Annotated in this window: 12 protein-coding genes; 3 read left to right on the top strand and 9 right to left on the bottom strand. The window is 51.6% G+C overall.

Annotation, left to right across the window (positions count from 1 at the left end; translation table 11 throughout):
• Positions 1-578: 578 nt before the first annotated feature.
• Positions 579-1,064, bottom strand: coding sequence for a phosphohistidine phosphatase SixA (sixA, locus tag MXE41_RS10925; protein WP_247100507.1), 486 nt, complete (start codon positions 1,062-1,064; stop codon positions 579-581).
• A 952-nt stretch (positions 1,065-2,016) separates the two neighbouring features.
• Positions 2,017-2,199 (bottom strand): hypothetical protein, encoded by a 183-nt coding sequence (locus MXE41_RS10920; protein WP_247100506.1) that lies wholly within the window; start codon positions 2,197-2,199, stop codon positions 2,017-2,019.
• Between the two features lie 1,109 nt (positions 2,200-3,308).
• On the opposite strand from MXE41_RS10920, the gene MXE41_RS10915 reads away from it, so the two are divergent.
• Positions 3,309-3,995 (top strand): hypothetical protein, encoded by a 687-nt coding sequence (locus MXE41_RS10915; protein WP_247100505.1) that lies wholly within the window; start codon positions 3,309-3,311, stop codon positions 3,993-3,995.
• 236 nt (positions 3,996-4,231) lie between these two features.
• Here the strand turns inward: MXE41_RS10915 and pyrF are convergent, their stop codons facing one another.
• From pyrF to MXE41_RS10900, 3 genes are all read right to left on the bottom strand, one after another.
• On the bottom strand, positions 4,232-4,969 hold the full coding sequence (gene pyrF / locus MXE41_RS10910; RefSeq protein WP_246978422.1) for an orotidine-5'-phosphate decarboxylase: 738 nt from the start codon (positions 4,967-4,969) through the stop codon (positions 4,232-4,234).
• A 438-nt stretch (positions 4,970-5,407) separates the two neighbouring features.
• Positions 5,408-6,586, bottom strand: coding sequence for a hypothetical protein (locus MXE41_RS10905; RefSeq protein ID WP_246978424.1), 1,179 nt, complete (start codon positions 6,584-6,586; stop codon positions 5,408-5,410).
• A 787-nt stretch (positions 6,587-7,373) separates the two neighbouring features.
• Positions 7,374-7,673, bottom strand: coding sequence for a lipopolysaccharide assembly protein LapA domain-containing protein (locus MXE41_RS10900; RefSeq protein ID WP_246978426.1), 300 nt, complete (start codon positions 7,671-7,673; stop codon positions 7,374-7,376).
• A gap of 1,651 nt (positions 7,674-9,324) precedes the next feature.
• Here MXE41_RS10900 and MXE41_RS10895 point away from each other — a divergent pair.
• Positions 9,325-10,971 carry a 6-hydroxymethylpterin diphosphokinase MptE-like protein gene (locus MXE41_RS10895; protein ID WP_247100504.1) on the top strand — a complete coding sequence of 549 codons (1,647 nt, stop codon included), beginning with the start codon at positions 9,325-9,327 and terminating at the stop codon, positions 10,969-10,971.
• A 278-nt stretch (positions 10,972-11,249) separates the two neighbouring features.
• Here MXE41_RS10895 and pflA read toward each other — a convergent pair whose 3' ends face one another.
• From pflA to MXE41_RS10880, 3 genes are all read right to left on the bottom strand, one after another.
• Positions 11,250-12,020, bottom strand: a complete 771-nt coding sequence (gene pflA, locus MXE41_RS10890; protein ID WP_247100503.1) for a pyruvate formate-lyase-activating protein — start codon at positions 12,018-12,020, stop codon at positions 11,250-11,252.
• Positions 12,021-12,310: 290 nt separating this feature from the next.
• A complete protein-coding gene (gene pflB, locus MXE41_RS10885) occupies positions 12,311-14,557 on the bottom strand; it encodes a formate C-acetyltransferase (protein ID WP_246978431.1) in 2,247 nt (748 codons plus the stop codon).
• Between the two features lie 2,500 nt (positions 14,558-17,057).
• Positions 17,058-19,139, bottom strand: coding sequence for a fructose-1,6-bisphosphatase (locus MXE41_RS10880; RefSeq protein ID WP_246978433.1), 2,082 nt, complete (start codon positions 19,137-19,139; stop codon positions 17,058-17,060).
• A 1,890-nt stretch (positions 19,140-21,029) separates the two neighbouring features.
• On the opposite strand from MXE41_RS10880, the gene MXE41_RS10875 reads away from it, so the two are divergent.
• Positions 21,030-21,911 (top strand): flagellin, encoded by an 882-nt coding sequence (locus MXE41_RS10875; protein ID WP_246978435.1) that lies wholly within the window; start codon positions 21,030-21,032, stop codon positions 21,909-21,911.
• Positions 21,912-22,163: 252 nt separating this feature from the next.
• Here MXE41_RS10875 and MXE41_RS10870 read toward each other — a convergent pair whose 3' ends face one another.
• Entirely contained in the window at positions 22,164-23,738 is a 1,575-nt protein-coding gene (locus MXE41_RS10870; protein WP_247100502.1) for a response regulator, read from the bottom strand.
• Positions 23,739-23,790: the final 52 nt, after the last annotated feature.

The raw sequence follows: 23,790 nt of genomic DNA, 5'->3' as shown, positions 1-23,790 counted from the left end.
CTTTTGCACGATGGCACAGCTGCGTCATTTTTAACGCCCATATACGTCTCCTGTATGTTATGGAACATGCAGGAATCTTATATAAATCAGCTAAATCATCACACCCCACACTCAGAAAGTACGTACGCAAGATGCGATACTGGCTCAGTGCGCATCACAGGGCAAAGATAGCTGTGCGGGAATGCAATTGGAGAACACTGACTGACAGTACCTGGGGACGGAGGAAAGGACTATAGACAGTTATGGGAGGCGCTGTTCAGCAGCTTTATGGGCAGCCGGCTGTCAACAGTGGTATGACTGACGCGCTGAACAGGATGAGGGAGGCCGGGATTACAGGCTACTTTACAGCAGGGGCTGCGCTCGCTGATGAAGGGTTAAGTGAAAGAGGTAAGCTCAATGCAAAGGCAGCTGCGGATCAAGGTGCAGTTCAGTTCAGTGCAGATGAGGGAATGAGGCACGGCAGAACGGTGGTGTGACCTGGCTTGGAGTACGGATGTACAGGCGGCACGGCAGGACGGCGATGGGGCCAGCCTGCCGCAGGTGCCGGGTGGGCCCGTGCGAGCCCTGAATGCGGGAAATCATAGGTGATCCTGAATCTCACCTTCGCCGGCTGGCTGGTAGAAATTGCAGGCGTGGAAGCGCTCGCTGCCTTCGTCGCGGCTGAGCACCAGGGCTGCGGCAGTATAAAAGGCCGGGAAGTCCTGATCGCGGTTGCAGAATGCATAGCTCAAGTTAACCACCTGAGGAATGTGAGAGACCAGCAGTACATTATCATCTTTGCCTGCTGTAGCCTCTAAAAAATCCACTACGGCACGGGTATCACCCTCAGGGGAAAGCTCAGGGAGGATTTCAATTTCAGGTATATTGCGGCCGCGCAGCAGGCTGCGAACCACCTCGGCTGTTCTTACTGCACGCTGCTTTGGTGAGCTGATAATGCGGGAAATATTAAGAACTGAAGCCAGCTTCATGCCGGTCAGTCTTGCCTCCTGCTCACCGCGAGGACTGAGAATGCGGTCGCCACCGCTGAACATGGCATCGCCATGTCTCATTACTATGATCTTCAAAATCTACCTCGATTACCAGATTGCTCTGGCCAGCCTGTCGGCACTTTGCTCTGCCAGCTGCAGGCCTTTGCCACACACTAAACCCGATCTGCCACATCAGATCGGTTCCTGACCACCCATTGCCTGTGGTGGCAGGTAAGGGCGGCAGTTGAGATTATGGGGAAGCATAACCCCGAAGATGCTACTGCAGGCACCCGCAGTGAATTTCAGTCAAAGCAAGCATCTGCAATGTATAACGCATCATTAATAACACGCCTGCATTGAGCTGTAAAACATTTTTTAATGACATTGCATAATTACCCTCAATCATATGCACAACCATCGTTAGATTGGGCATTTCAAGCCACGCCGTGCACTTTGGCGGGCCGTGCACGCAATGTGATCATTGAGCACTTTGGCGGGCCGTGCACGCAATGTGATCATTGAGCACTTATAATGGGTGCTTTCCGGTTTCCGCTGCGTCAGCAGCCACAGCTGTCAGTGACACAAATGACCTGCAGCACAGAGCCTGATTTGGCACTGAAAGCTGAATAGTATGGGGCTCATATATTTATCCCTATTCAGTTTTTTGACATATTGATCTAAAATTTTCCCAGACGTTTGCATGGGCATCATGCCTGATACTTTCATGCACGCGGCCCTCGACTGGCCGTGCCTCTGATGCACATACACAGATATGGCCGGGGTACGTAACCTGCTCCATGGCTGCAGTCTGCAGCAACAGGCAAAGGAGAGCTCTACAGGACAGATGTATATCCCTGATGGCCTGAGTCTGCCTTCAAATTTGATCTCGCGTCCCTCTCCCTCCCTGCTGCAGGCACTGCCACTTTAAAAGCAGTTAATTTTGCCCATTTCCCTGTACATGGTATGTTATGCGCTTGTGAAACAGTGCTGGACCTGTGCTGTGCATCCATTTCACTCAATGCTTTATACCTGAGCTTTACCCGCAGTTTTACTTTTTCCTTTTAAGCTGACCAAAGACATTGCATGGTCTTATGCCGCTTGTTTCGTCCTGTTTTTCAGGTAGCGGCAGCACCGAAACCAAATAATGGTAATCACCGGCAGGACCTGAGCCGCCGGACCGCCAAAGCTTCCGGAAATGGTCATAAATATCTGCCTGAATGAAAGTCTGCATACCTTACTTTCATTACAGCCAGCACAAACTGCTGCTCCAGTCCTCAATGTCCTGAGTACTGGCGACAAAGGCACGTCAAATAGAAAATTCACAGGCTAATGTCAGCCTGTTTTCTGCCCTTGAAAGCGTTAAACGCGCCAGGAGCCCGAATCCTTAAACCTTCCTTGCCTGTGTGAAAGTTACCAGGAAAATGTGTGCGTACACAGCATTTCCGAATATATAAGGCAGCCACGTGCACAGCATCATTCGTGCACGTGACTGTCAGGCAGGAAGTTCAGACATGTGCATGCCAAACAGCTTCACATCAACCGTATGCATTCCACAGAGCTGCTGGTCAGGCTTATGCACACCACACAACTGCAGGTCAGCATATTTACAACTGTTAATAAGTGCTTAACATTACATCGTTAATATTTGCTGACTGGCAACTGCGCCAAGGATTGTTTTAACTGCGCATACTTTAAAAGAGCATCAAAGCTTCAGAGCCCAGGCTTATAAAGCCTGCTGCATACAGCCCAGCTTGCCCTTATGCTCAGACCGTTTTTTACTTATTTATGCTGTTCTTCCACCCATTCATTCTGCAATGAATACTTATGGCATTCCCTGACCGCCAGGCCGGGCCGGCTGCCACCATGCTGTATTCCAGTATGGCACTCTCAGGCAGCAACCCCATGAGGTCTGCCCTTGCAGCGCCTTATGCAGTCTGCCCTTGCAGTTGGCTCATGAAGCCTGCCTTGCATCGCCTTATGCAGTCTGCCCTTGCAGCTGGCTCATGAAGCCTGCCTTGCAGTTGCCTCATGTCGTCTGGTCTTGCGGGCTTGCGTATGCGGCCAGGTGCGACAGCACAGAGCCATGTTCATGTCGCCCCTGCCTTGTGTATCGGCCTTAAGGTACGCTTACACAGGCTAACAGCAACCAGAATATTCAAGTTACTTATCAGCACTGCTTATCTGCCCTGGCACAGGCTGGCAGCAAAAGGCTGACTTGCTGATAACAATATGCAGACCTCACCGTGTTCTCTTAACACCTGCGGCAGGTGAGCCTTGTCCAGTGAGTTAACTTACAGGACTGGACTTCACCAGTTTTCCCTGAAAGGAGCACTTTCTTCTATGACATCTAATGGTTATTCAGCAAAAGCCAGTGGCAATGCAGGGAAATTCTCTCAGGGCAACAAGTACATAACCCTTAAGAGCATGCGCAATCTGCGCTCATGGTTTAAAGATGCCCGCTCTGACGATGTTCAGGACGTCATCAGGCAGCTGGAACTTATCAAAAAGGAAAAGCTGCGCCAGGAAGAAGAGAACATCGAACGCAACCAGCGCCATCAGGAGATGTGCGACTTCTACTCCATGACGGGCTCATCGAGCATTATGGAAGTCAGCATTGACCCTCAGGATGTGCTCGATGCCCTTACCGATTCGCTGAGCTGCTGTATGCGCCGCTACCGCAGCGCCCGCGTCAAATACCGTTTTTATGACCTTGATGGCAACCTGTGCGAATGGTCAGGCCAGGGACGAGAGCCGCTCAAGCTGCGCGATGTGATGACAGCTACCGGCAAGTCCCGTGATGACTTTCTGGTCAGAAATGATGATCAGAACAACTCCTTTCTCATTGATGAGAGCTGTGCCCGCCTGTCAGAGAGCATGGACCGGAAATTCAAACAGTTCTCTGTATCCGGCAATCAGTCACGCAGAAGCAGCAGTACGGCAACCCCGGCTCCAGGAACATCACAGCCTGACTCACAGAACCTCTCCTCTGACAGTCAATTTGAACAGGACGACCATAATGCCAGTTAATCACGGCACATCATTGTGATCCCTGATGCTCAGCAACTGCGGCGCCCGGGCATGAAAAAGGCCATATCCCTTTTCAGGATATGGCCTTTTTCATGTGCACGTCACGATCTGGTCCGGGACTGTGGTCCGCTTCACACCGGAGCGGGATCTGGTCCGGTACAGACCGGCACTGTGCCCCGGCCAGGGCATAATGGCCATGGCCGGACACATGGAAGGAGCGGGATGTGGCGTGCAGCTTATTTAATGGCAATGCCATTGCGCTCAGCCATAAGCTGGTAAATCTCAGCATTGATGGCCTTGAGCACAGCAGCAGGATTTTCAGCACGGGTAATTGGACGGCCAATTACCAGGTAGTCAGAGCCTGCCTTGATAGCCTCTACCGGAGTCATGACGCGCTTCTGATCACCGATAGCAGAGCCGGCTGGACGGATACCAGGGGTAACGGTAATAAACTCACCGCCCAGCTCATTTTTAATCATGTCAGCTTCCTGAGCTGAGGACACAACACCATCCAGACCACTTTCCTTGACCAGACGGGCAAGGCGCATAACCTGCTCCTTAGGGGAAACATCAATACCAATGTCGGTAAGCTGAGCCTGGTCCATGGAGGTCAGAACGGTAACACCGATAACTACTGGACGGGCTACAGCTGGTGGCAGACGCTCGAGCTCATTGGCTACGGTCTCCATCATGACACGGCCACCGGAGGCGTGAACATTGACCATCCACACGCCCATGCTGGCTGCTGCCTTGACGGCCATGGCTGTGGTATTTGGGATATCGTGAAACTTCAGATCGAGGAAGACACGGAAGTTAAGCTCAACCAGCTTGGAAACAAACTGAGGGCCGGCAACGGTAAAGAGCTCCTTGCCTACCTTGAGATTGCAGGTGCTCGGATCCAGCTGGGAGACAAAATCGAGGGCTGTTGCATCGTTATCGTAATCAAGAGCAACTATGACCTTGGGATCAAACATAATAACCTCCTGTAAAAGCCGGTCACGAATGTTCGTGCCACACCACCTACGGCCTGATTAAGGCATTGAAAATCAGCGGCCTCTATGCAGAGCAAAGACAGCCGATCCCCTTATTATACGGCCAATTGCTCACATCCATTACATATTTATAAATTGAAAATCTGCATAACAGCGCTATAAGCATCAATCTGTCAGGACCGCAAGGCGCACAACGGCCAGACAGACTGACACAGCTTCAGGCACGGACTCAATGAGCATAAGCCCCTGGGCCAGGCCCCAGAAAAAGATGATGCGTGAGCGATGCGGCGAAGTAGCCGGTGCATTCCTGCATCTGCAGCAGCTGCGGTCATGCAGCCGGTGCTGAGGCAAGGATGGCAAAGCCGGTGACACCGGCGACGCCAGAGGCGCAGCGGTGTCGCCGGGGGCTGAGGAGGGGCGTCAGTCGCCATCGATGGAGTGACGGGGACGCATGGTATCGAAGTGGCGGCAGGATGGACACTGCCAGAACATCATGGAGGACTCAAAGCCACAGCTTGAGCAGCTGTAGGTTGAGTGAATTGCTATCTGAGCATCGACAATGCTCTTGAGCTGCATCAGGGTTTCACTGTTCTCACCTTCCTTACTGTCAAGGCGTGAGCGCATGCCCATATAGTATGAAAACAGCTTGATATTGGGTCTTTCCTTGATCTGGCTTAACAGCATGAACTCGGCCTGAGACAGTGATTCCTGGTGCTCTATATAGCGACAGAGTTCTACCATGACAGCAGCACTGCTGGTGCGGCGGGCAAGGTCCTCAAGAGCCTTGCGGTAGGCCGGATCGCTTTTGTCCTCAAAGCAGCGGGTCAGCAGGTCAAGACAGAACATTCCTGTAGAGCTGTCAGTTTCTGCAATCTCACTTACCAGCTGCAGCACCTTCTCCCTGAAATCACCTGACTGCTCCTTGATAAGGATATCAGCCTTGATAATGCGGGCTCTGATGCACTGAGGCCAGATCTCAAGGGCATCATCAAGCAGCTTTATGGCATCACGATGACGGTTGTCCACCATGGCGCGCAGAGCCAGCTCGCAGTAGTACTGGGAAAGGTTGGCAAGGCCGTTACGACCGATCACATCCCTGTTGGCAAGGCCGGTTTCAATGGCCTTTTCGTAATCGCGAGTCTGATCATAAAGACGTACCAGCAGCACTGAGGCATTGCGGCGCTGACGTGGAATCTCCACCAGTTGCAGCAATATGTCCTCAGCACGGTCCATAAGACCGGCACTCATAAAATCACAGGCAAGCTCAATCTGAGCCAGCTCGCATTCGTAGGGCTCAGAGTTTTCATCATTGGCAAGGGAAGTATGCAGGGAAATGGCGCGGTCAACCTCACCGCGCTGGCGGAAAAGATTACCAAGAGCCAGAGAGGACTCAAAGGTAGGATGAGCAGAGTTGAGGTAGGCTATGAACTCATCCATAGCCTTTTCCTTGTTGTTATTGAGGAGAAAGTCGACGCCGCGCAGGTAGCTCTGAGCCTGCTCGGTCTTTTTACTGGCGCGCCTGTCCTTATAGGAATTTCTTCCCATATAGTAACCATAGGCTGCGGCAACCGGCAGCAGTAAAAAGAGTAACTCGAACATGTATTCAGAAGCTTATTTACAAGCCAGTCTCAGCATAACAGATTGATAAGCCTTCGGACTCAGGCACCCTGCCTGAACCGGTCCGTTTTCGCCGCAATAATCATGCCGCAAATGCCGTCACAGCTCTGACATCACTGGCACTCACCGCTGCATAACAGCACTGCTTACTGCAGCACTCAGCATCATGTCAGCGCTATGTCAGAGTCCTGATTGACGGGCTGTATTGATTATCCGGAAACTCACTATAACACTGCATACCTGGTGCTAACCAGGCTTGTCGATATAAATTGCCAGGGACAGCCAGCCCTGATGAAAGGAGCCTTTCATGGCAGACAGTGCCTTGCAGGGCAAGCATGCACCTGCCCCTGCCCCTGCCACTGACCTGCCCGGGTATCTGTCCTTACCAGGCACATGCCCCTGACCATTCCATGCAATTCCATGCCATGCCCCGGCAACTGCCCCTGCATATGCCCTTGCCCCGGCAACTGCCCCTGTATATGCCCATAACCGGCTCCTGCCTCCGGCTCCTGCATCTGTCCGTGCTGGCATGATGGGCATGTGGGAGCGGTACAAAGACAAAGGGCCGACACCGTCGTGTGACGGTGCCAGCCCCTTGTGTGATCTGATTCAGCATGTACGGCTCACAAAGATGCAGCGTCTGGTGCCTTTGCGCGGCTGCGCGGCTGCGCAGCAGCTGTGCCTGCCGTACCCTGCCCAAAACAAAGCCGCCGCTCCCAACTGACGTATGTTGAGGAGCGGCGGCGTGGCAGAACTGGTTCAGTACTGATTACTGAGCTTCAGCGGCCTTTGAGGATTCAACAGCCTTCTGGGCTTCCTTTTTGGCGCGACGGGCTTCAGATTTGGCGCCCTGAGCGCGGGCCCACATTTTGACTGAGAACAGCAGGGAGATGTACAGGCCGATGATAATACCGACCACAATGCCTACTACCATAACCATGGCAAGGGAAAGCTCAGCCTTTACAAAGAGGAAATCGAAAGTGACCATGCTCTCATTGGCAGAGCCTATGGTCAGACCTAAAACACAGATGAGAATTAATACAATGATGTAAAGCCAGAACTTTAACATAAGACACCCAATCAAACGAAAACCAGCCGGCCCTTAAGCCTGAGGGCATTATAGCAAAAAAACAGGCAGGGCCTGAATTTGACTGTCTTACAAGCCAGCAAGGCTCACACTTTTACTGTTACCAGCTCCCCGGTGCCCTGCCCCAGGCACATGCTCATGGGCTGGATCAGGCTGTCCATCCGCTGCCTGCATCCTGACTGACCATGGCAGTGCACAGGCACTCAACAGTACCATCCCGGCTGCCCGTGTTACAGCCCGACAGATGCTTTGCCGGGCAACTGCAGCTGTCCAGCCTGTAACAGGCCTGCCACAGCATGTATCAGCCTGCCTGCAACGGGATATACATCCCTGCTCATATCACAGTCTGCCCTGTGCCAGTTGATTTCTTTTGGCCACAGCTCTGGTATTTGCCCCTGAGTGGTTCTAATATTTGTGTTACTCCGTCAATGCAATGAGGTCAGGACAAGAATCAGCGACAGCCGGGCTCATGTCCGGCGGCCATGCTGGCTGCCCGGCGGCGGTGCCGGGCATGTGACATATGCCGCCCGGGCTGCCGGTCTGTGGACAGGGCGCCCGGTCAAAATATTGGTGATATTGTCGTTATTAGTCGGGACAATGTTCAGTATTTTCAGACATGGCCAGAGCCATGACTGTACGGGCTACATAGTTAAGCCCTGACCTGAATATGTTTTTATTTGCAGTACAGCATCTGCCTTATGGCCCGTCATTCATGCCAGCCCCCGTGTCGGTACACGGTCTGTAAGACATAGGCTTATCTGTTATGATTATGTTTTTGATATCTAGTTAACTTGCCGGATATTGAACCTTATGCCCCGGGCAACCATCCTGTCAGGACTGCCTGAGGGCTGAGCCCTCCGGGCAGTTGCCCGTGAGGCCGATGCCTTAATGACTGCCCTTTACTCTGATACTGCCCGCTCAGTGGCGTACTTTCAGAGAGCCAGTCCATGGTTATGTTGCTCAACCATGAACCACAGGGCAGCTGCAGGCATTCGTATACTGGAGTATTGAGTAACACTATCGGAATAGAGAAAGTTTGCAGGCACTGATGCCTGTACCTCCCCACATAACTGTAATGTCCCTGCCCAGCTGGTCATGCTACGGGCATGACAGCATGCACTCCGGTCAGGATGACGGTCAGCAGGACAGCTCGACAGGCTGACGGCCAGCCTGACAGCAGGACAGCCCGACAGTCTGTCCCCAGCCGTCCATAATATCTGCATTCAGTCATTATGCCGACAAGGCATGACATAGAACCATTCCCGGCCCAGCCATGCACAAGCTGAGGCGTAATTACCAGGGGGCAGTTTTGTGCCCACCGGACCTGGGAAAGCAGATCTGATGCGCAAGGCACATGGCCTGGTATTGTCAGGTGAGCTGCAGGGCATGGTACATGTTGCGAGGACCTTGCAGGTATTATGTATGGGACGAGGTACTTTCTTTTTTCCTGACGCAGCGGATGCCGATTACAGCTTCCGCCCGCTTATGCCGCAGCTGCAAGCTGTGCGGCGGCATCAGCATCCGTCAGAACTTCCTCAGCTGTCTCATGAAAGGCCAGGCATGCCTATGCATAATTAAGCTGACCGGGACTTTTTGATTACAGCAATGGATAAGACCAAGGAGCAGACCAGGTATGGCCATCAAAATCAACAGTGAAGAGATCGCGACTTTCAAGGAAAATCTCAAGCTCTTAATGCCATATCAGGATCATGACCTGCTCAACAGTCTGGCCAAGGGTCTGTATACCAGCTCCAACTTTACCTTCAACAAGGTCAAGGGACTGAGCACCTGCACGGCCATCAACAATGTTCACATGTACTCCCGCCATAATGTCATGGAGGAGTGCCGCATCCTGTGCTCTCACCTTTCCTTTTCCCGCCTGTACCAAAAGCCTGTCTGCCAGGACACCATTGACAGTATTGAGTACTCCCTTTTCCCTAACCGTCAGCCCCTGCGTGAAAAAGCCCGTGCCGAGTTCATGGAGGAGTGTGAGCGCAACGATCAGATTCTCAACAGCACTGTCGAGCAGAGTCATCTGGATACCTCAGAGTTCCCTGAGCTCTCCCAGGGCCTGATTATTACCAGCTCCACTGACAAGAGCTATACCCCTGAGCGCGATGACCCGCCTCAGGTAACCATCTATGGCATAGCGGCCGGCCACGTGGTCGAGTACCTGTGCTCCATATACCCTGAGCTTGAAATCAATGTGGTAATACTCAACCCTGAGGTTACTGCCATCATGCTCAGCCAGGAACCGGAAATGGGCCGTCGTCTTGCTCGAAAGAACGTCCACCTTTTCCTTGGCAATGATGACACAGAGATTCTTAAAAACCGTGTGGTTCTCATGCCGGAAATCACTCTGTGCCCTACCAGCAACTCCCATCTCAAGCAGCGCCTGATCTTCACCATGGAGCGCAATTACCACAGTCTCCATCAGAGCAAGAAGCGCCGCAGTTTCAGTGCTCTTCTGGCCCAGTACAATTACATCTACAGCCCTATGGCTCAGCAGCTGACCTACGATACTTTTGGTACAGCTGATGACATTGCCCTGGTACTCCCAGGCACTACCCTTTCAGACAGCATGGAGCGCATCAAAGAGCTCATGGAATCAGGCATACGTGTCATGACCTGCCTGATGGCACTGCCATTTTTTGAAAAGAACAAAATTGTGCCTGACATTGTCATTGCTGACGACGCCAGCATGTTCCGTCTGCTGGGCAAGCTCGGTGGCCGCGACAGTATCTTCATGAAAAAGCCGGACTTCTACCGTGACAGTACCCTGGTATTCACCTCCAAGACCCATCTCATCATCCCTGCGAGCTTCTCAGGCGATAAGTACCTTGCCTACACCCGTGATCTCCAGCGTATCGGTGTTCCGGTGACTGAAGGTGCTATTACCGATCTGAATTTTACCAGTTCCATCAGTACTGCCATGATTTCCCTGGCTCTGAAGATGGAAGTGCAGCGTGTCTACCTCTTTGGCCTTGATACTGTTACCCGCTCCGAGGGCTATTACTCCACAGTCACTCTTGATGATGAGGAAGTGCTTATGGGCGTAACCAGCGCACTTACCGATACTGTAGAGTGTAATGATGGCCGTGTCCGTACAGCTCTGCATGCCTTTACCGGCTACAAACTGATTATTGAGGAAATCATAGCCAAAAACCCTCATGTCGAATTTGTTAACTGCTCACGCTTCGGAGCCATCATCAAAGGCTGTGTCCTTGATAACATCCTTGGTATCAGCAAAGACTGGTCTGAGTACAACACAGTCATGTAAAAGTGAGCTCCAGATAAGCAAAAAGGCTACAGAACTGCGATTCTGTAGCCTTTTTCATTTTGCACGCCCGGAACATCATGCCAGTGCCCTGACCAGTCGGCATGACCTTAACAGGCGGCATGCCCGCTGGCGGCATCGTGGCTGCCGCCGCCGATGGCTGCCTCCTGGTCAGGGCCATGGCGCCAGGCCGTCATGCCCGCAGCGGCAGCATGGATGCGCGGGTATGGGGCATGGTGCATGGTGTATGGTGCGTGGGGCATGAGGTATGGAGTAAACCATCAGCTCCTGGCGGCGGCCATGCTCTTTTCGTACTCGAGGAATGACTGGACGCCCAGGATCTTCTTTGCGTTCTCCTCACGCTCCTCACTTGGAGTCTGTGTGTCCTTGAGCTTGTATGGAATACCCATTTCATCCCATTTGAAAGCACCGAAGGCATGGTAAGGCAGCACCTCAATGCGCTTTACATTGCTCAGGGTGGCAATGAAATCGTGCAGCTGATGCAGCCACTGATCATTGTCGGTGTATTCAGGCACCAGAACGTGACGCACCCACATGTCCTTGCCAGTTTCGCTTAAGTAGCGGGCACAGTCCAGAATGTTGGTGTTCTCAAAATGTGTAAGCTCCTTGTGCTTTTCATTGTCGATGTGCTTGAGGTCGAGCATTACCAGATCGGTGTACTTCATCAGTTCATTGAACTGAGAAATAAAAGGCTCTTCACGGGTAAAAGGAGCACCGCCGGTATCAATGGTAGTGTGCACGCCCTCCTGCTTGAGAGCCTTGAAGAACTCAATCATAAACTCCATCTGCAGCAGCGGCTCACCGCCAGAGCAGGTCACACCGCCATCCTTGCCCCAGTATGGACGATAGCGCAGTGCCTGTTTGATGATCTGCTCCACTGTTTTTTCCTGACCGGCGTCTATCTTCCAGGTATCGGGATTATGGCAGTAAAGGCAGCGCATTTTGCATCCCTGGAGGAATACCACGAAGCGGATACCTGGGCCATCAACAGAGCCAAAACTCTCAAAAGAATGAACGCGGGCTGTGGTCATGAAAAAAACCCTTTTTTACAGATCATTAATTACACCGGCCTTGGAGGTCAATACACAAAAGCGGTGCTGATATCAGGACAAATCTTCCTGCCTCAAACTGCCCGCAGGGGCAGCTACAGGCAAGTCAGGCCGTGGCGCTGCTCCTGCAGGCAGTTTCAGGCAAGTCAGGCCGTAGCGCTGCTCCTGCAGGCAGTTTCAGGCAGAAAGACTTCAGATTGCTCTAATGACAAAGGGCGGCCTCAGGCCGCCCCTTTTTGTTCTGCCTCTTAAATCAGGGGCATCACCTTAACTTACATGCTCTTGTGGCAGGTACGTGCAATTACGTCCAGCTGCTGCTCGCGGGTCAGGTCGATGAACTTGACGGCGTAGCCGGAAACGCGGATGGTGAAGTTGGCGTACTCTGGCTTCTCAGGGTGCTCCATGGCGTCAATTAACTTCTCGGTACCGAAGACATTGACGTTGAGGTGGTGAGCGCCCTGCTCAAAGTAACCGTCCATTACCTGTACCAGCTTGGTGGTACGCTCGCCCAGGTCGTGACCCAGAGCATTTGGAGAAATGGTCTGAGTATTGGAAATACCGTCCAGAGCATACTCATATGGAAGCTTGGCTACGGAGTTTAAGGAGGCCAGTAAGCCGGACTGCTCAGCACCGTAAGAAGGGTTGGCGCCTGGGCTTAATGGTTCGCCAGCCTTGCGGCCATCAGGTAAGGAGCCGGTAGCCTTGCCATAGACCACATTGGAGGTAATGGTCAGAATGGAAGTGGTAGGCTCGGAGTGACGGTAGGTGTGGTACTTCTTGATCTTGTTTAAGAAGGTCTTGAGTAACCATACAGCCAGCTCGTCAGCACGGTCGTCGTCGTTACCGTAACGTGGGAAATCACCCTCGGTCTCGTAGTCAATTACGATACCCTGCTCGTTACGGACAGTCTTTACCTTTGCGTACTTGATGGCGCACAGGGAGTCAACCACGTGGGAGAAACCTGCAATACCGGTAGCAAAGGTACGACGTACATCGGTATCGATGAGGGCCATCTCGGCAGCCTCATAGAAGTACTTGTCGTGCATGAAGTGGATCAGGTTGAGCACGTTTACATATAAGCCTGCCAGCCAGTCCATCATGGCGTCGTAACGCTGCATGACTTCGTCAAAGTCGAGGTACTCGGAGGTAATAGGACGGAACTCAGGACCTACCTGTACGAGGCTCTTCTCATCAACACCACCGTTGATTGCGTAGAGCATGCACTTGGCCAGGTTGGCACGGGCACCGAAGAACTGCATTTCCTTACCGGTCTCGGTTGCAGATACACAGCAGCAGATGGAGTAGTCATCACCCCAGATTGGACGCATTACGTCGTCGTTCTCATACTGAACAGAAGAGGTCAGGATGGAGATCTTGGCGGAGTAATCGCGGAAGCCCTGTGGCAGGTTCTTTGAGTACAGAACGGTCAGGTTAGGCTCTGGAGCCGGGCCCATGTTCTCAAGGGTGTGGAGGAAACGGAAGTCGTTTTTGGTAACCATGGAGCGGCCATCCATGCCGATACCGGCCATCTCAAGGGTAGCCCATACAGGATCGCCTGAGAACAGCTGGTTGTAGGATGGAATACGGGCAAACTTGACCATACGGAACTTCATGACGATGTGGTCAACCAGCTCCTGAGCCTCGCTCTCGGTTAAGGTGCCTTCAGCGATATCACGCTCAATGTAGATGTCCAGGAAGGTGGAGATACGGCCTACGGACATGGCAGCGCCATTCTGGGTCTTGATGGCAGCCAGGTAGCCGAAGTATAACCACTGGAAGGCCTCACGGGCATTCTTTGCAGGACCGGAAATGTCATAACCGTAGGCGGCAGCCATGGTCTTCATTTCAGCAAGGGCACGGATCTGCTCTGAGATTTCCTCACGCTGACGGATGATGTCATCGGTCATAATGCCGCAGCCGCAGATAGATAAATCCTGCTTCTTTTTGGCAATCAGGAAATCGATACCGTATAAGGCAACACGACGGTAGTCGCCTACGATACGGCCACGGCCGTAGGTATCAGGAAGACCGGTAATGATCTTGTTCTTGCGGGCCAGACGCATCTCAGGGGTGTAGGCATCAAATACGCCCTGGTTGTGAGTCTTGCGGTACTCGTTGAAGATCTGCTCATACTTTGGATTTGGGGTGTAGCCGTAAGTAGTGCAGGCTTCCTGAGCCATCTTGATGCCGCCGTATGGCATGAAAGCACGCTTTAATGGCTTGTCAGTCTGTAAACCTACAACCTTCTCCAGGTCCTTTGAACCCTCGGCAATGTAGGCTGCACCGTAGGCATTGATGCCGGAGACAATCTCAGTCTCCATGTCGAGAACACCACCCTTGGCACGCTCCTGCTTCTGCAGATCCTGAAGGATACCCCAGAGCTTGTCGGTGCTTTCGGTTGCTGGAGCAAGGAAGGACTCATCACCATTGTACTGAGTGAAGTTGCACTGGATAAAGTCACGTACGTCGATCTCATCAACCCAATGAGTGCCCTTAAAACCACGCCATTCTGCTCTCATAACCATCTCCTGTGAGCATAAACAGATATTTTACAAAACTGTCCCCTGCGGTGATGCCCGCGATATTTATGGGGAAAATTCTGTGAACTCAATCAAATCGAACAGCGCTATTATTCTCCCGCCCCTGGTCAAAAACAAGATTTGATATCCAAATAATCAAGTTTTAACAAAACTGTAAAAATTCCCGCCACTTTTGCTGTCAAATCAGGTAAACATGCCATTTGCCAGCATTATTTCTCCACTTTCCCCTCCCGGCTCAGCAGCAGTCATTCAGCCCCTGACTTACCGCTGATCACATCAGGTCAATTTGATCTGCTGTCATGACTGCATATGGCGTAAATTCGCCATTTGCTATGGTTTAAAAGCCAATTCCACGTACAACTTCAACAACTGTAAACCGACTAAGTTTTTCACTTTTTTCCGGCCTGAAAAAAAATTTTATTTTTGTAAGATCTTTAATAAATGTCGTTAATAAATAAAGGCAGGTTTTTGTTTCGTTAATTACCTGTGTTTATCATATTTGTCACTTACTTTGTCTTATTTCGACAACTTAGGTGCCTGAACAAATACGAGGCCTGAAAAGATCAGAAAATGCAGAAAAATATGTGCAAAAGGCATAAAAAAGGGGTTTTGATAACCCCTTTAGTAAAGCTGTGAATATATAAAAGTTAGCTTTGAGCAACTTTGCATATAATCCCCGTAAATACGAACTTTGCTGGCACAGCTGTACCGCATAATATTCTGGAACAGCGCCCCATAAAAGTGCGCAATTTTTGCAAAAAGAACGGCAAATTGCTGGCACCTGCTACAGGCCCAGTAATACCATAAGTTTTTCTAATACAAGATTTTAATAACCTGCTTAACTAAAGCTCAAAAGGCTCATTTTCGCCAGATTTCTTTGAGCTGCATCACACGAATAACGGCAAGACAGATCAAATCACAGCTGAAAATATTGATAAATCATCATCATTTCAGGCCTTGTTTTTTCCAGAAAATCATAAGCAATAATTGCAAATGACAGCTGGCACTCCATTTTCCCCTGTCCCGGCCTTCCGCCACCACCACCACCACTGCCTCCGGCAGCCTCCGTCGTCAGCTGCCCGAGCTCATGGCTTATGGCTCATGGCATCTCGTCTGAGGCTGCGGCAATGGCGCTGCAGAGGACCTGCCCATTGAGCCATGGCGGCCCCTGACCAGCGCCATGGCGGGCCTGTGTCAGGGCCAGCGATTTGGCTGTCCTTTGTCATGGCCAGCAAGTTGGCGGGCCTGTGCCAGGACCAGCGAGTTGGCTGTCATATGCCAGGGCCAGAAATGAAAAAAGCCATTACTCAGGGATACTGAATAATGGCTTTATAGCGCAGGCACAGGGGCACAAGAATACTGTAATTCACCGGACACATTGCTGCATAAAGGGGGCACAACAAGGGCGCAATTATCTGCAGTCACAGTCTGGGCACACGGATGCGGCACAGGTCTCAGGCGCACACTCAGGCCGGGATGATCATAAAGACCACCGGGCACACGCTGCCTTATATCCTGATGCTCACTGAGCATCTGGCAGCAGCCTGAATGCAGATAAGAATGAAGAGCCGACATGTTATATCCGGTCCTGAAGTGGTGAACATTTGCCGGCATTATAAAGGCACTTCTGTGCTGATAATCAATAAAATTTATCTTTAAGGCACGACGCATTACCTGCAGCTGCACCCGATATTTATGCCTTTCTTTCAATAAACTGTTCACTGCGTGCACCGGCACGCCCAATGCCACTGCACTCCCGGGTTAAATCATCAGCCCGTGCCCAGCAGGCCATAACAGCCATCCCCATAACCTGTCCCTGTCAGCCATAGTACGGAAAATTTTCACGACCATATCTAAAGTGGTGCATACAGCTCAGCAGCACCCTCATTTTTCAGCTGCACCAGCCCCGTTACAGGGCACGCTTTTAGACAAACTCTCCCCCAGCCCTCAGAGTCTGGCACTGCGCAACCGCCCATATTTTATGAATCAGGCAGTCCGGGCAAGCCTTCACAGCGCTGTATATGTAGCCTGACATGGAGGCTGACATCAAAAACCATGTTGTATGCCTGGCTGACATGATGCCCTTATGGTTTATGGGGTGCTGCCTGAACAGGGCGTCCGGCGCTCATGCTGCCAGTGGCAGGCCGGACTGGATGCATCGCTGGGTGCCGGGCTGGATACATAGCTGAGTGCCGGGCTGGATGCATAGCTGAGTGCCGGGCTGGATGCAGAGCTGGGTGCCGGGTTCAGGGGCAGCCATGATGAGCTGCTAAAAGAAACAGGCCCGCATCCCTTGTGAGGATGAGAGCCTGTCTGTTTCTCTTCTCTTTTATCATGCAGCCGGGCCATGAAAGCCATGGTCTGGCTGTATGGTGCTGCTTCCGGGCTGAGACCATGATCAGTCCGGACTTTGTCCGGGATCTGTACGGGATCAGTCCGGAAGCGGCAAATTCTTTTGTGTGCTGGCCGGGGCTGCCTGTCAGCGCTTACGTGATGGGCGCTCGACAATAGTGCCCTTTACGTAGGCCTGCAGCAGCTGCTCAAGCTCATGAATACTGCGCTTGATGCGGGCACCATTATCAGTGTCCTCTACCTTAAGACGCTTTGGATATCTCTCCACCTCGGAAGATACAGAGATCATGTCAATGTTCTCACGGGCAGCCTTTTCGCAGCTTTCAAATGGGCGGTGGGCCTTGAGAACCAGGTTACGGGAGTTGGAAATCAGGGTATAACCGGCGATACCTGTTGTCTTGTGGTAGGCAGAGCACAGACCACCGTCGATAACGATCAGGCGGCCGTTGCCGCGCATTGGCTGCTCACCGTCCTTAACACGGATTGGAGTGTGGCCATTGATGATGTGGCCCAGCTCAGGGTCAAGACCGAACTCCTCAAGAATCATGCGGCAGGTAGCTTCGCTGTGATAGTGCTTGTAGTAAGGATCACTAGGCTCCTTGTGAGTGCTCTTGTCATCAACAAAGTAGCGCTCAAAAGGCTTCATGATACGGCCGGACAGAGGGCTGTTGAAGCCGCACCACAGGTAGTACATGAAGTCGAGGCTCTTCTGATCTCTGATGGTGTAAGCCTGACGGGCCAGACGGTCACAGTAATCAAGGAAAGCCTTGCCCTGCATAATCTTGCCGGCAATATTCACCTGACGGAAGCGGCCGTCCTCAGTAAGCGGGATGCAGCCGTGATAAAGCAGGTTGCCATTGAAGCACTTGTAGATAGAGCCGTGTGAGTACAGGAAGGCTACCTCATTTTGCAGTCTTTCAGACTTGAGGAAGGATTCCTTAAGAGACTCCATAAGGTGAGCCTCTTCACGGCTGAGGGCGAACGGATCTTCCGGGTTGATGGTTGGCAGATCAACAGTGTTGAGCTCGTACTCATTGCCATTGATGGTTACTACACCACGCTTGAGGTCCATCTTGTCCATGAGCAGTCGGTCATCCATCATGAACTCGCTGTTGCGCTTGATGAGCTGGCCCTGCAGCTTCAGAGCAATAACGGTAATGGCCTTTACCATCTTGGCGCGGCTTTCGTCCTCGAAAGCCTGCATGAGATCTTCGTATTCCTGATCACTGTCAGCACCGTGACCATTTGGTGGAGCGAAGTTCTTGCCAAGGTGACAGGCAGCTCCCCTTGAGCGCTCCTTTACCGGATAAGTGTAGGTCTTGTTGGCAAACTCATTTAACTTGCGCAGAGAAATGGAGTAAGCACTCTCCAGCAGTGAGTAGTTAAAGTAGTTAACGTTATTGCGCAGCACAGTGGCAATACATACCTCGGAACCAAGGGCAGCGCCCATCCACAGAATATCGTGGTTACCCCACTGGATATCGATGCTGTGATAGTTCATGAGCAGGCTCATGATGCGATCAGGGCTTGGACCACGGTCATAAACGTCACCTACCACGTGCAGATGATCTACGGCCAGACGCTTGGACAGAGCGCATAAGGAGGTCACAAAGTGATGGGCAGACCTGGTTCTTAAAATGGTATTTAAGATGGCCTCATGGTAGATAGCACGGGAGGCAGTCTCGTCATTCTGAGCGTGGAGCAGCTCATCGATGATGTAGCTGTAATTCTTGTCAATAGCCTTACGTACCTTGGAGCGTGTGTACTTGGCAGAAAGATACTTACACAGCTTGATCAGGCGCTCAAGAGTCTCTTTGTACCACTGGTCATTAAGCTCACCGGCCTCACGGCGCAGGCGCATAACTTCCTCAGGGTAGTAAACCAGAGAGCACAGAGCTGACTTTTCCTGAGGGCTGATATCAAAGAGCTCCTCAACCTTTTCATGGATAACGCCGGAGCATCCATTGATGATGTGGCAGAAAGCCTCATACTCACCGTGCAGGTCAGATACAAAGTGTTCAGTACCCTTTGGCAGGTTAAGGATAGCCTGCAGATTGATGATTTCAGAGAAAGCATCTACACGGTTAGGGTACTGCTCGGAGAGCAGCTCCAGATAGTGCAGATCAACCGGAAGACTGCCACGATTGGCGTCGTTAACAAATTCCTGTGCCTCGCCTATAACGTCAAGACCTGAGTCAAAAGTATTCAATCTATGCTGCTCCTGATAATGTTGCCTGTTTTCCGTACCTCTTCGGCGCCCTGACCGGCACCGTCTTGAAACTGAGCTGCTGACACCATAAATCTGACTGTCAGGCCGCCTGGCCACAGTCAATGGCTCAAAGCATGTCCATATTCAGAATCTGATAATAAGCTGCTGGCAGACCATCGGGACCTGGACTGCATATCCTTACCGGCTGAATGCCCTGCGCTGCATGGCAGCCATGGCCGCCAGCACGACTGCCTTATGACAGGTCTTCTGTCCTGGCAATCTGCGCCCTGTCAGGGCCATGTTCTGCTTGCTGTGTTAAGGCTTTTGAAGTACGGGAGGTAATTGACCCGTTGATTAATTTGCACAGCTCCTTTTTATGTCCAGACTGTGCACTCACCACACTTTGTGCCCTTGGCACAAGGAATTGAAAAACTTCCGGATGCTCCGGAAATTGTGATAACTAAGGAAGGAAGTGTTAATGCCTGTAAGACCGCTGCCATGTGACCTGCTGCAGGGCCCTGCTGCCTGAGCAGCTGCTACAGAAGCCTGTTTCCTGTAAGGCGAATTGAGTTTAGCAAAGTGCATTTTCTCTATCCAAGACGGCGCTTAAAAAGTGAGATCCATGCCATATCTTTGCATGAATGCATCATTCTTCCCCTGTTGCCAGGCTGAAACTCGGATCCAGGCACCGGCCCCTGTGTCTGCGATAACCACGCGCTTTGCAGACTGTGCCCCTGCGCAAAAGCCCAATGTTTTTTATTAAAATGATTTTAATAATTCATTAAATTAATTATCATCACGCCCTGACTTGCTCCAGTACGCCCCTCATCACCCGCCCATGCCTCCACAATAATGCTTATGCATACCGGCATTTCCTGACAGCCTGCACAGCAGGACGTCCATGGAAACATCCATGGCTATGTCCCATGGTACGGCCAATGCGCCTCTCATGGAAACATCCACGGGCCTCCCCATGGTGCGGCCAATGCGCCTCCCATGGAAACATCCACGGGCCTCCCCATGGTTCGGCCAATGCGCCTCCCATGGAAACATCCACGGGCCTCCCCATGGTGCGGCCAATGCGCCTCCCTGTGGAAACAGCGACAGCCCTGTCCCATGGTAACGGCCCTGTTACGTCCCAGGGAAACGGCACCGGTGCCGTCCCTTGCTGGATAACAAGTTTGGTCCTTTCTCTTTTAGCTATTTCTTGCCTTAACACAAAGGCCGTACATGGACGCGTCAAGGCCTGAGCATGCCGCGCTAGGAAATGCCAGGGCTGTATACGGCGCGGCCAGGCATCGTCCGCGCAGTTGCCTGGGCCTGGGACAGGTCAATTCCCCTGCCAGAGCAGCTTATGCATTGTCATGGCAAAGGCCGGTCAAGAGCGTGATGTAACCCGGTACCAGTATATCTATGGGAGCCTGTTTTGCTGTATCTGGAAAATCACTTTTGTGCAGTCAGAGCAGCACTGATAATGCGGCTCAGAAATCGCCTTTTCTCTGAACAGACAGGCACTTTGCAGCCTGGCTTAACCGGACATTTTTAATTACAAATAAATATCTAGTAAAAACGGTGTCGCTATTACATTGGGCTTAACCGCCTTACCTGCATTGCATCTGAATTATTACTGTCATAATCAGAGAAAATTTTTCTGTTCATTCCGATAACCTTTTAAAGAATGAGCAACACCTCAAGATTTTCTGCCTGTTAAGTCCAGACAGGCATTTGCAGATGAACCTGTCATTTGACTCTGCCAGCTCATAAAGCCCGGATCTGAAATTCATAAAGGTCTGAGCATTACGGGCTTTGGAGGCCTGATTTTTTGCCTTATTCCAGTAAGCGGCGTGCTGACTGCTGTAATACAGAATTTGATGAGGTTAAGAGAGAAGAATGGGTATTTTCATTACTAATATCGCAGCCATGCAGGCCAGGCGATATCTGAATAATGCTACCCTGATGGCCGATAATGCCATGAAGCGCCTTGCTTCTGGTTTTCGTATTAACTCGGCAAAGGATGATCCGGCAGGACTTCAGATAGCCAGCAGAATGACCTCGCAGATTAATGGCTATAACCAGGCTACCCGCAATGCAGCTGATGGCCAGGCCCTGGCGCAGACCTATGAGGGAGCTCTGGACGAAACAGTAAACATGCTCCAGAAAATCAGAACTCTGGCTGTGCAGGCATCAAACGGCACCTATACCGATGAGGACCGTAAAGCCATGCAGGCCGAGGCTGATGCCCTTGCTGATGAAATTACCCGCATTGCCGAGCAGACAAAGTACGGTGGCAAGACCATTTTGCTTGGCCAGCAAAGCACCATGTTCGATAACGGTGAGTTTACCCTGCAGGTCGGCGCCTACAGTGGTGATACCATCACCCACGACATGTCACAGAGTTTCAGGCTTCAGGACATCTACGACTCACTGGCAGCAAATAACAACTCTGTAGCCAACGGCAAATTCACCCTCTCTACACGCGAGGGAGCACAAAACGTACTGGCAGATATTGACGGCATGATTGCCACAGTTGACGGTGCCCGTGGTTCCATTGGCGCTCTTCAGGTGCGTCTGGATTCTGTTATTCGACTCAATGGCACCATGACAGCCAATCTTGCTGATGCCCGCAGCCGCATACGCGATACCGATTATGCAGAGGAGTCGGCCAATCTGATGAGAGCATCAATTCTCCAGCAGGCCTCCATGTCCATGCTGATGCAGGCAAACAGCCGCAACAATATCATCCTGCAGCTGATCAATAGCGGCATGATGTAATACCGAACAACTATCCCAGTAGGCCGAATCCAAGATTCGGCCTCCTCCTTTTCAGTACCAGAATTAATAAAGCCCTGCCGCCCTGACCGCCAAGGTCAGGACTGCAGGGCATTTTTTGTCCAGGTCAAACCGGACATAAGGACCGGCCGCAGGCTCAGGGCTGCACCGCTGCATGCGGCATGCAGGTGGGATGCCGTACAGCTGGCACCAGGCGCAGGTCAGCTCGCACAGTTGCCGGTGCCGTGCATGGAGCTATACGGCCAGACGGTAGCCTACGCCCGTTTCGGTAAGGATGTAGACCGGATTTTTAGGATCATCTTCGAGCTTGGCCCTCAGGTTACAGATGACAATGCGCAGATTCTTATTCTGATCAAGATTATGCGGACCCCACACCTGCTGAGTAATAAAGCGCTGAGTGAGCACCTTTCCATGATCTGAAAGCAGCACACGAAGAAGACGCTTTTCCAGCTTGGTCAGATGCACCTCGTGGCCATTTTTGGTGGTGATATTGCGCATCAGGTCGACCCTGACATTACCCATGGTAAAGACAGTATCGGAGCTTTGAATATCACTTGGAATGGTACGACGGCGCAGGTGGGCCCTGATTCGGGCACTGATTTCATCAGCACCAAAAGGTTTTATAACGTAATCATCAGCACCGCTGTCCAGAGCTTCTACCATGGTCTTTTCATCATCAACTGCGGAAATAACCATGATAGGAACCAGAGAATAGCCACGAATCTTTTTGATGAGCTGAACGCCGCAGCCGCCTGGCAATTCGTTATTGATCAGGATCAAATCAGGCTTGCGGGTAGCCGCATGAATGGCGCCCTGGCGCATGTCATGAGCCACGTAGGTTTTGTAATGCTCATTGCCCAGTGACTTCTTGATATAGCGGCAGCTCTGATCATCACCATCAATAATCAAAATGGTCGACTTGTGAATACGGGGAGCCGACTGGCCCGCAGATACAGATATTCCTGTGAAGCATGGGTCCACACCTGCAAGGACGTCACAGCTGTCGCCGTCCTCAAGCTCTGCACAATCATCCTGGGAGCAGTCATCATCCCCGTCTGCATACATGCGAGCTTCCCTTACATCACCAAAAGCAATCTCATCGGCACTGCATGCCTCAAGAGCCTCACCGCAGCAAGGTCTGACACTCTTCTCACTGTCTGCACTCATATCAATATCAGAATCATCATCTTTACAACAGCAGGCACCTGTACTTACGTCTGAAGAGGATGACTTTGATTTGCGGGAACAACAATGCTCTGACCGGCAGTCTCCCTCTGAGCTGTCACTGACCGGGTCATGGTTCTTTTTGCCTGAACTGAAAGCGTGAAGCTGATGGAGGTTAGGCAACTCACCCTCTCCAGAGCTGCTGTCGTCACCGTAGCCATCATCATCAAGAGGACAGCCGCTATCTGGACAGTCACCATCACGCACGCTGCACTCATCTTTAGAGCGCCTGCGCAGGTCATCAGGACTGTCATGGAAAATGATCTGCTCACATTCATGTACGTTTGAGGCAAAATGCTCTGCTGTGGCCTTCTGATAGAACACAGGAGCGTTGTGGTTGCCTACATATCCGGCAGCACCACGACAATACTCACGGTCAAAGCGCTCTTTGCTCTGAGCACTGGTGCTTTTGCGCAAGCTGATACCGGCAAGGCTGATACCGCAGGCACGGCTGCCATGGGAATCATTGTCATGGAAATCAGAGACTGCAGAGCTGCAGGAAGCAGCTGATCTGTTAACAGATAAAGGTTCTACAGTCTTTCCTTTATGGTTTTTTACTTCAACGGCAGGTATTGAGTCAGACATATAAGCGCATTTACGGTGGCAGTTTATCCGACACCGCACAACCTCATGTAAG

The sequence above is a fragment of the Anaerobiospirillum sp. NML120449 genome (genome assembly GCF_023051105.1).
GTDB lineage: Bacteria > Pseudomonadota > Gammaproteobacteria > Enterobacterales > Succinivibrionaceae > Anaerobiospirillum.
The sequence above is the reverse complement of the archived record's forward strand: the minus strand, read 5'-3'. Positions and strand labels throughout refer to the sequence as shown.

Excerpts from the sequence above, each read along its gene's own strand:
- MXE41_RS10920 (WP_247100506.1), bottom strand. The coding sequence starts at position 2,199 with ATGCAGACTTTCATTCAGGCAGATATTTATGACCATTTCCGGAAGCTT.
- MXE41_RS10915 (WP_247100505.1), top strand. The coding sequence starts at position 3,309 with ATGACATCTAATGGTTATTCAGCAAAAGCCAGTGGCAATGCAGGGAAA.
- pyrF (WP_246978422.1), bottom strand. The coding sequence starts at position 4,969 with ATGTTTGATCCCAAGGTCATAGTTGCTCTTGATTACGATAACGATGCA.
- MXE41_RS10905 (WP_246978424.1), bottom strand. The coding sequence starts at position 6,586 with ATGTTCGAGTTACTCTTTTTACTGCTGCCGGTTGCCGCAGCCTATGGT.
- MXE41_RS10900 (WP_246978426.1), bottom strand. The coding sequence starts at position 7,673 with ATGTTAAAGTTCTGGCTTTACATCATTGTATTAATTCTCATCTGTGTT.
- MXE41_RS10895 (WP_247100504.1), top strand. The coding sequence starts at position 9,325 with ATGGCCATCAAAATCAACAGTGAAGAGATCGCGACTTTCAAGGAAAAT.
- pflA (WP_247100503.1), bottom strand. The coding sequence starts at position 12,020 with ATGACCACAGCCCGCGTTCATTCTTTTGAGAGTTTTGGCTCTGTTGAT.
- pflB (WP_246978431.1), bottom strand. The coding sequence starts at position 14,557 with ATGAGAGCAGAATGGCGTGGTTTTAAGGGCACTCATTGGGTTGATGAG.
- MXE41_RS10875 (WP_246978435.1), top strand. The coding sequence starts at position 21,030 with ATGGGTATTTTCATTACTAATATCGCAGCCATGCAGGCCAGGCGATAT.
- MXE41_RS10870 (WP_247100502.1), bottom strand. The coding sequence starts at position 23,738 with ATGTCTGACTCAATACCTGCCGTTGAAGTAAAAAACCATAAAGGAAAG.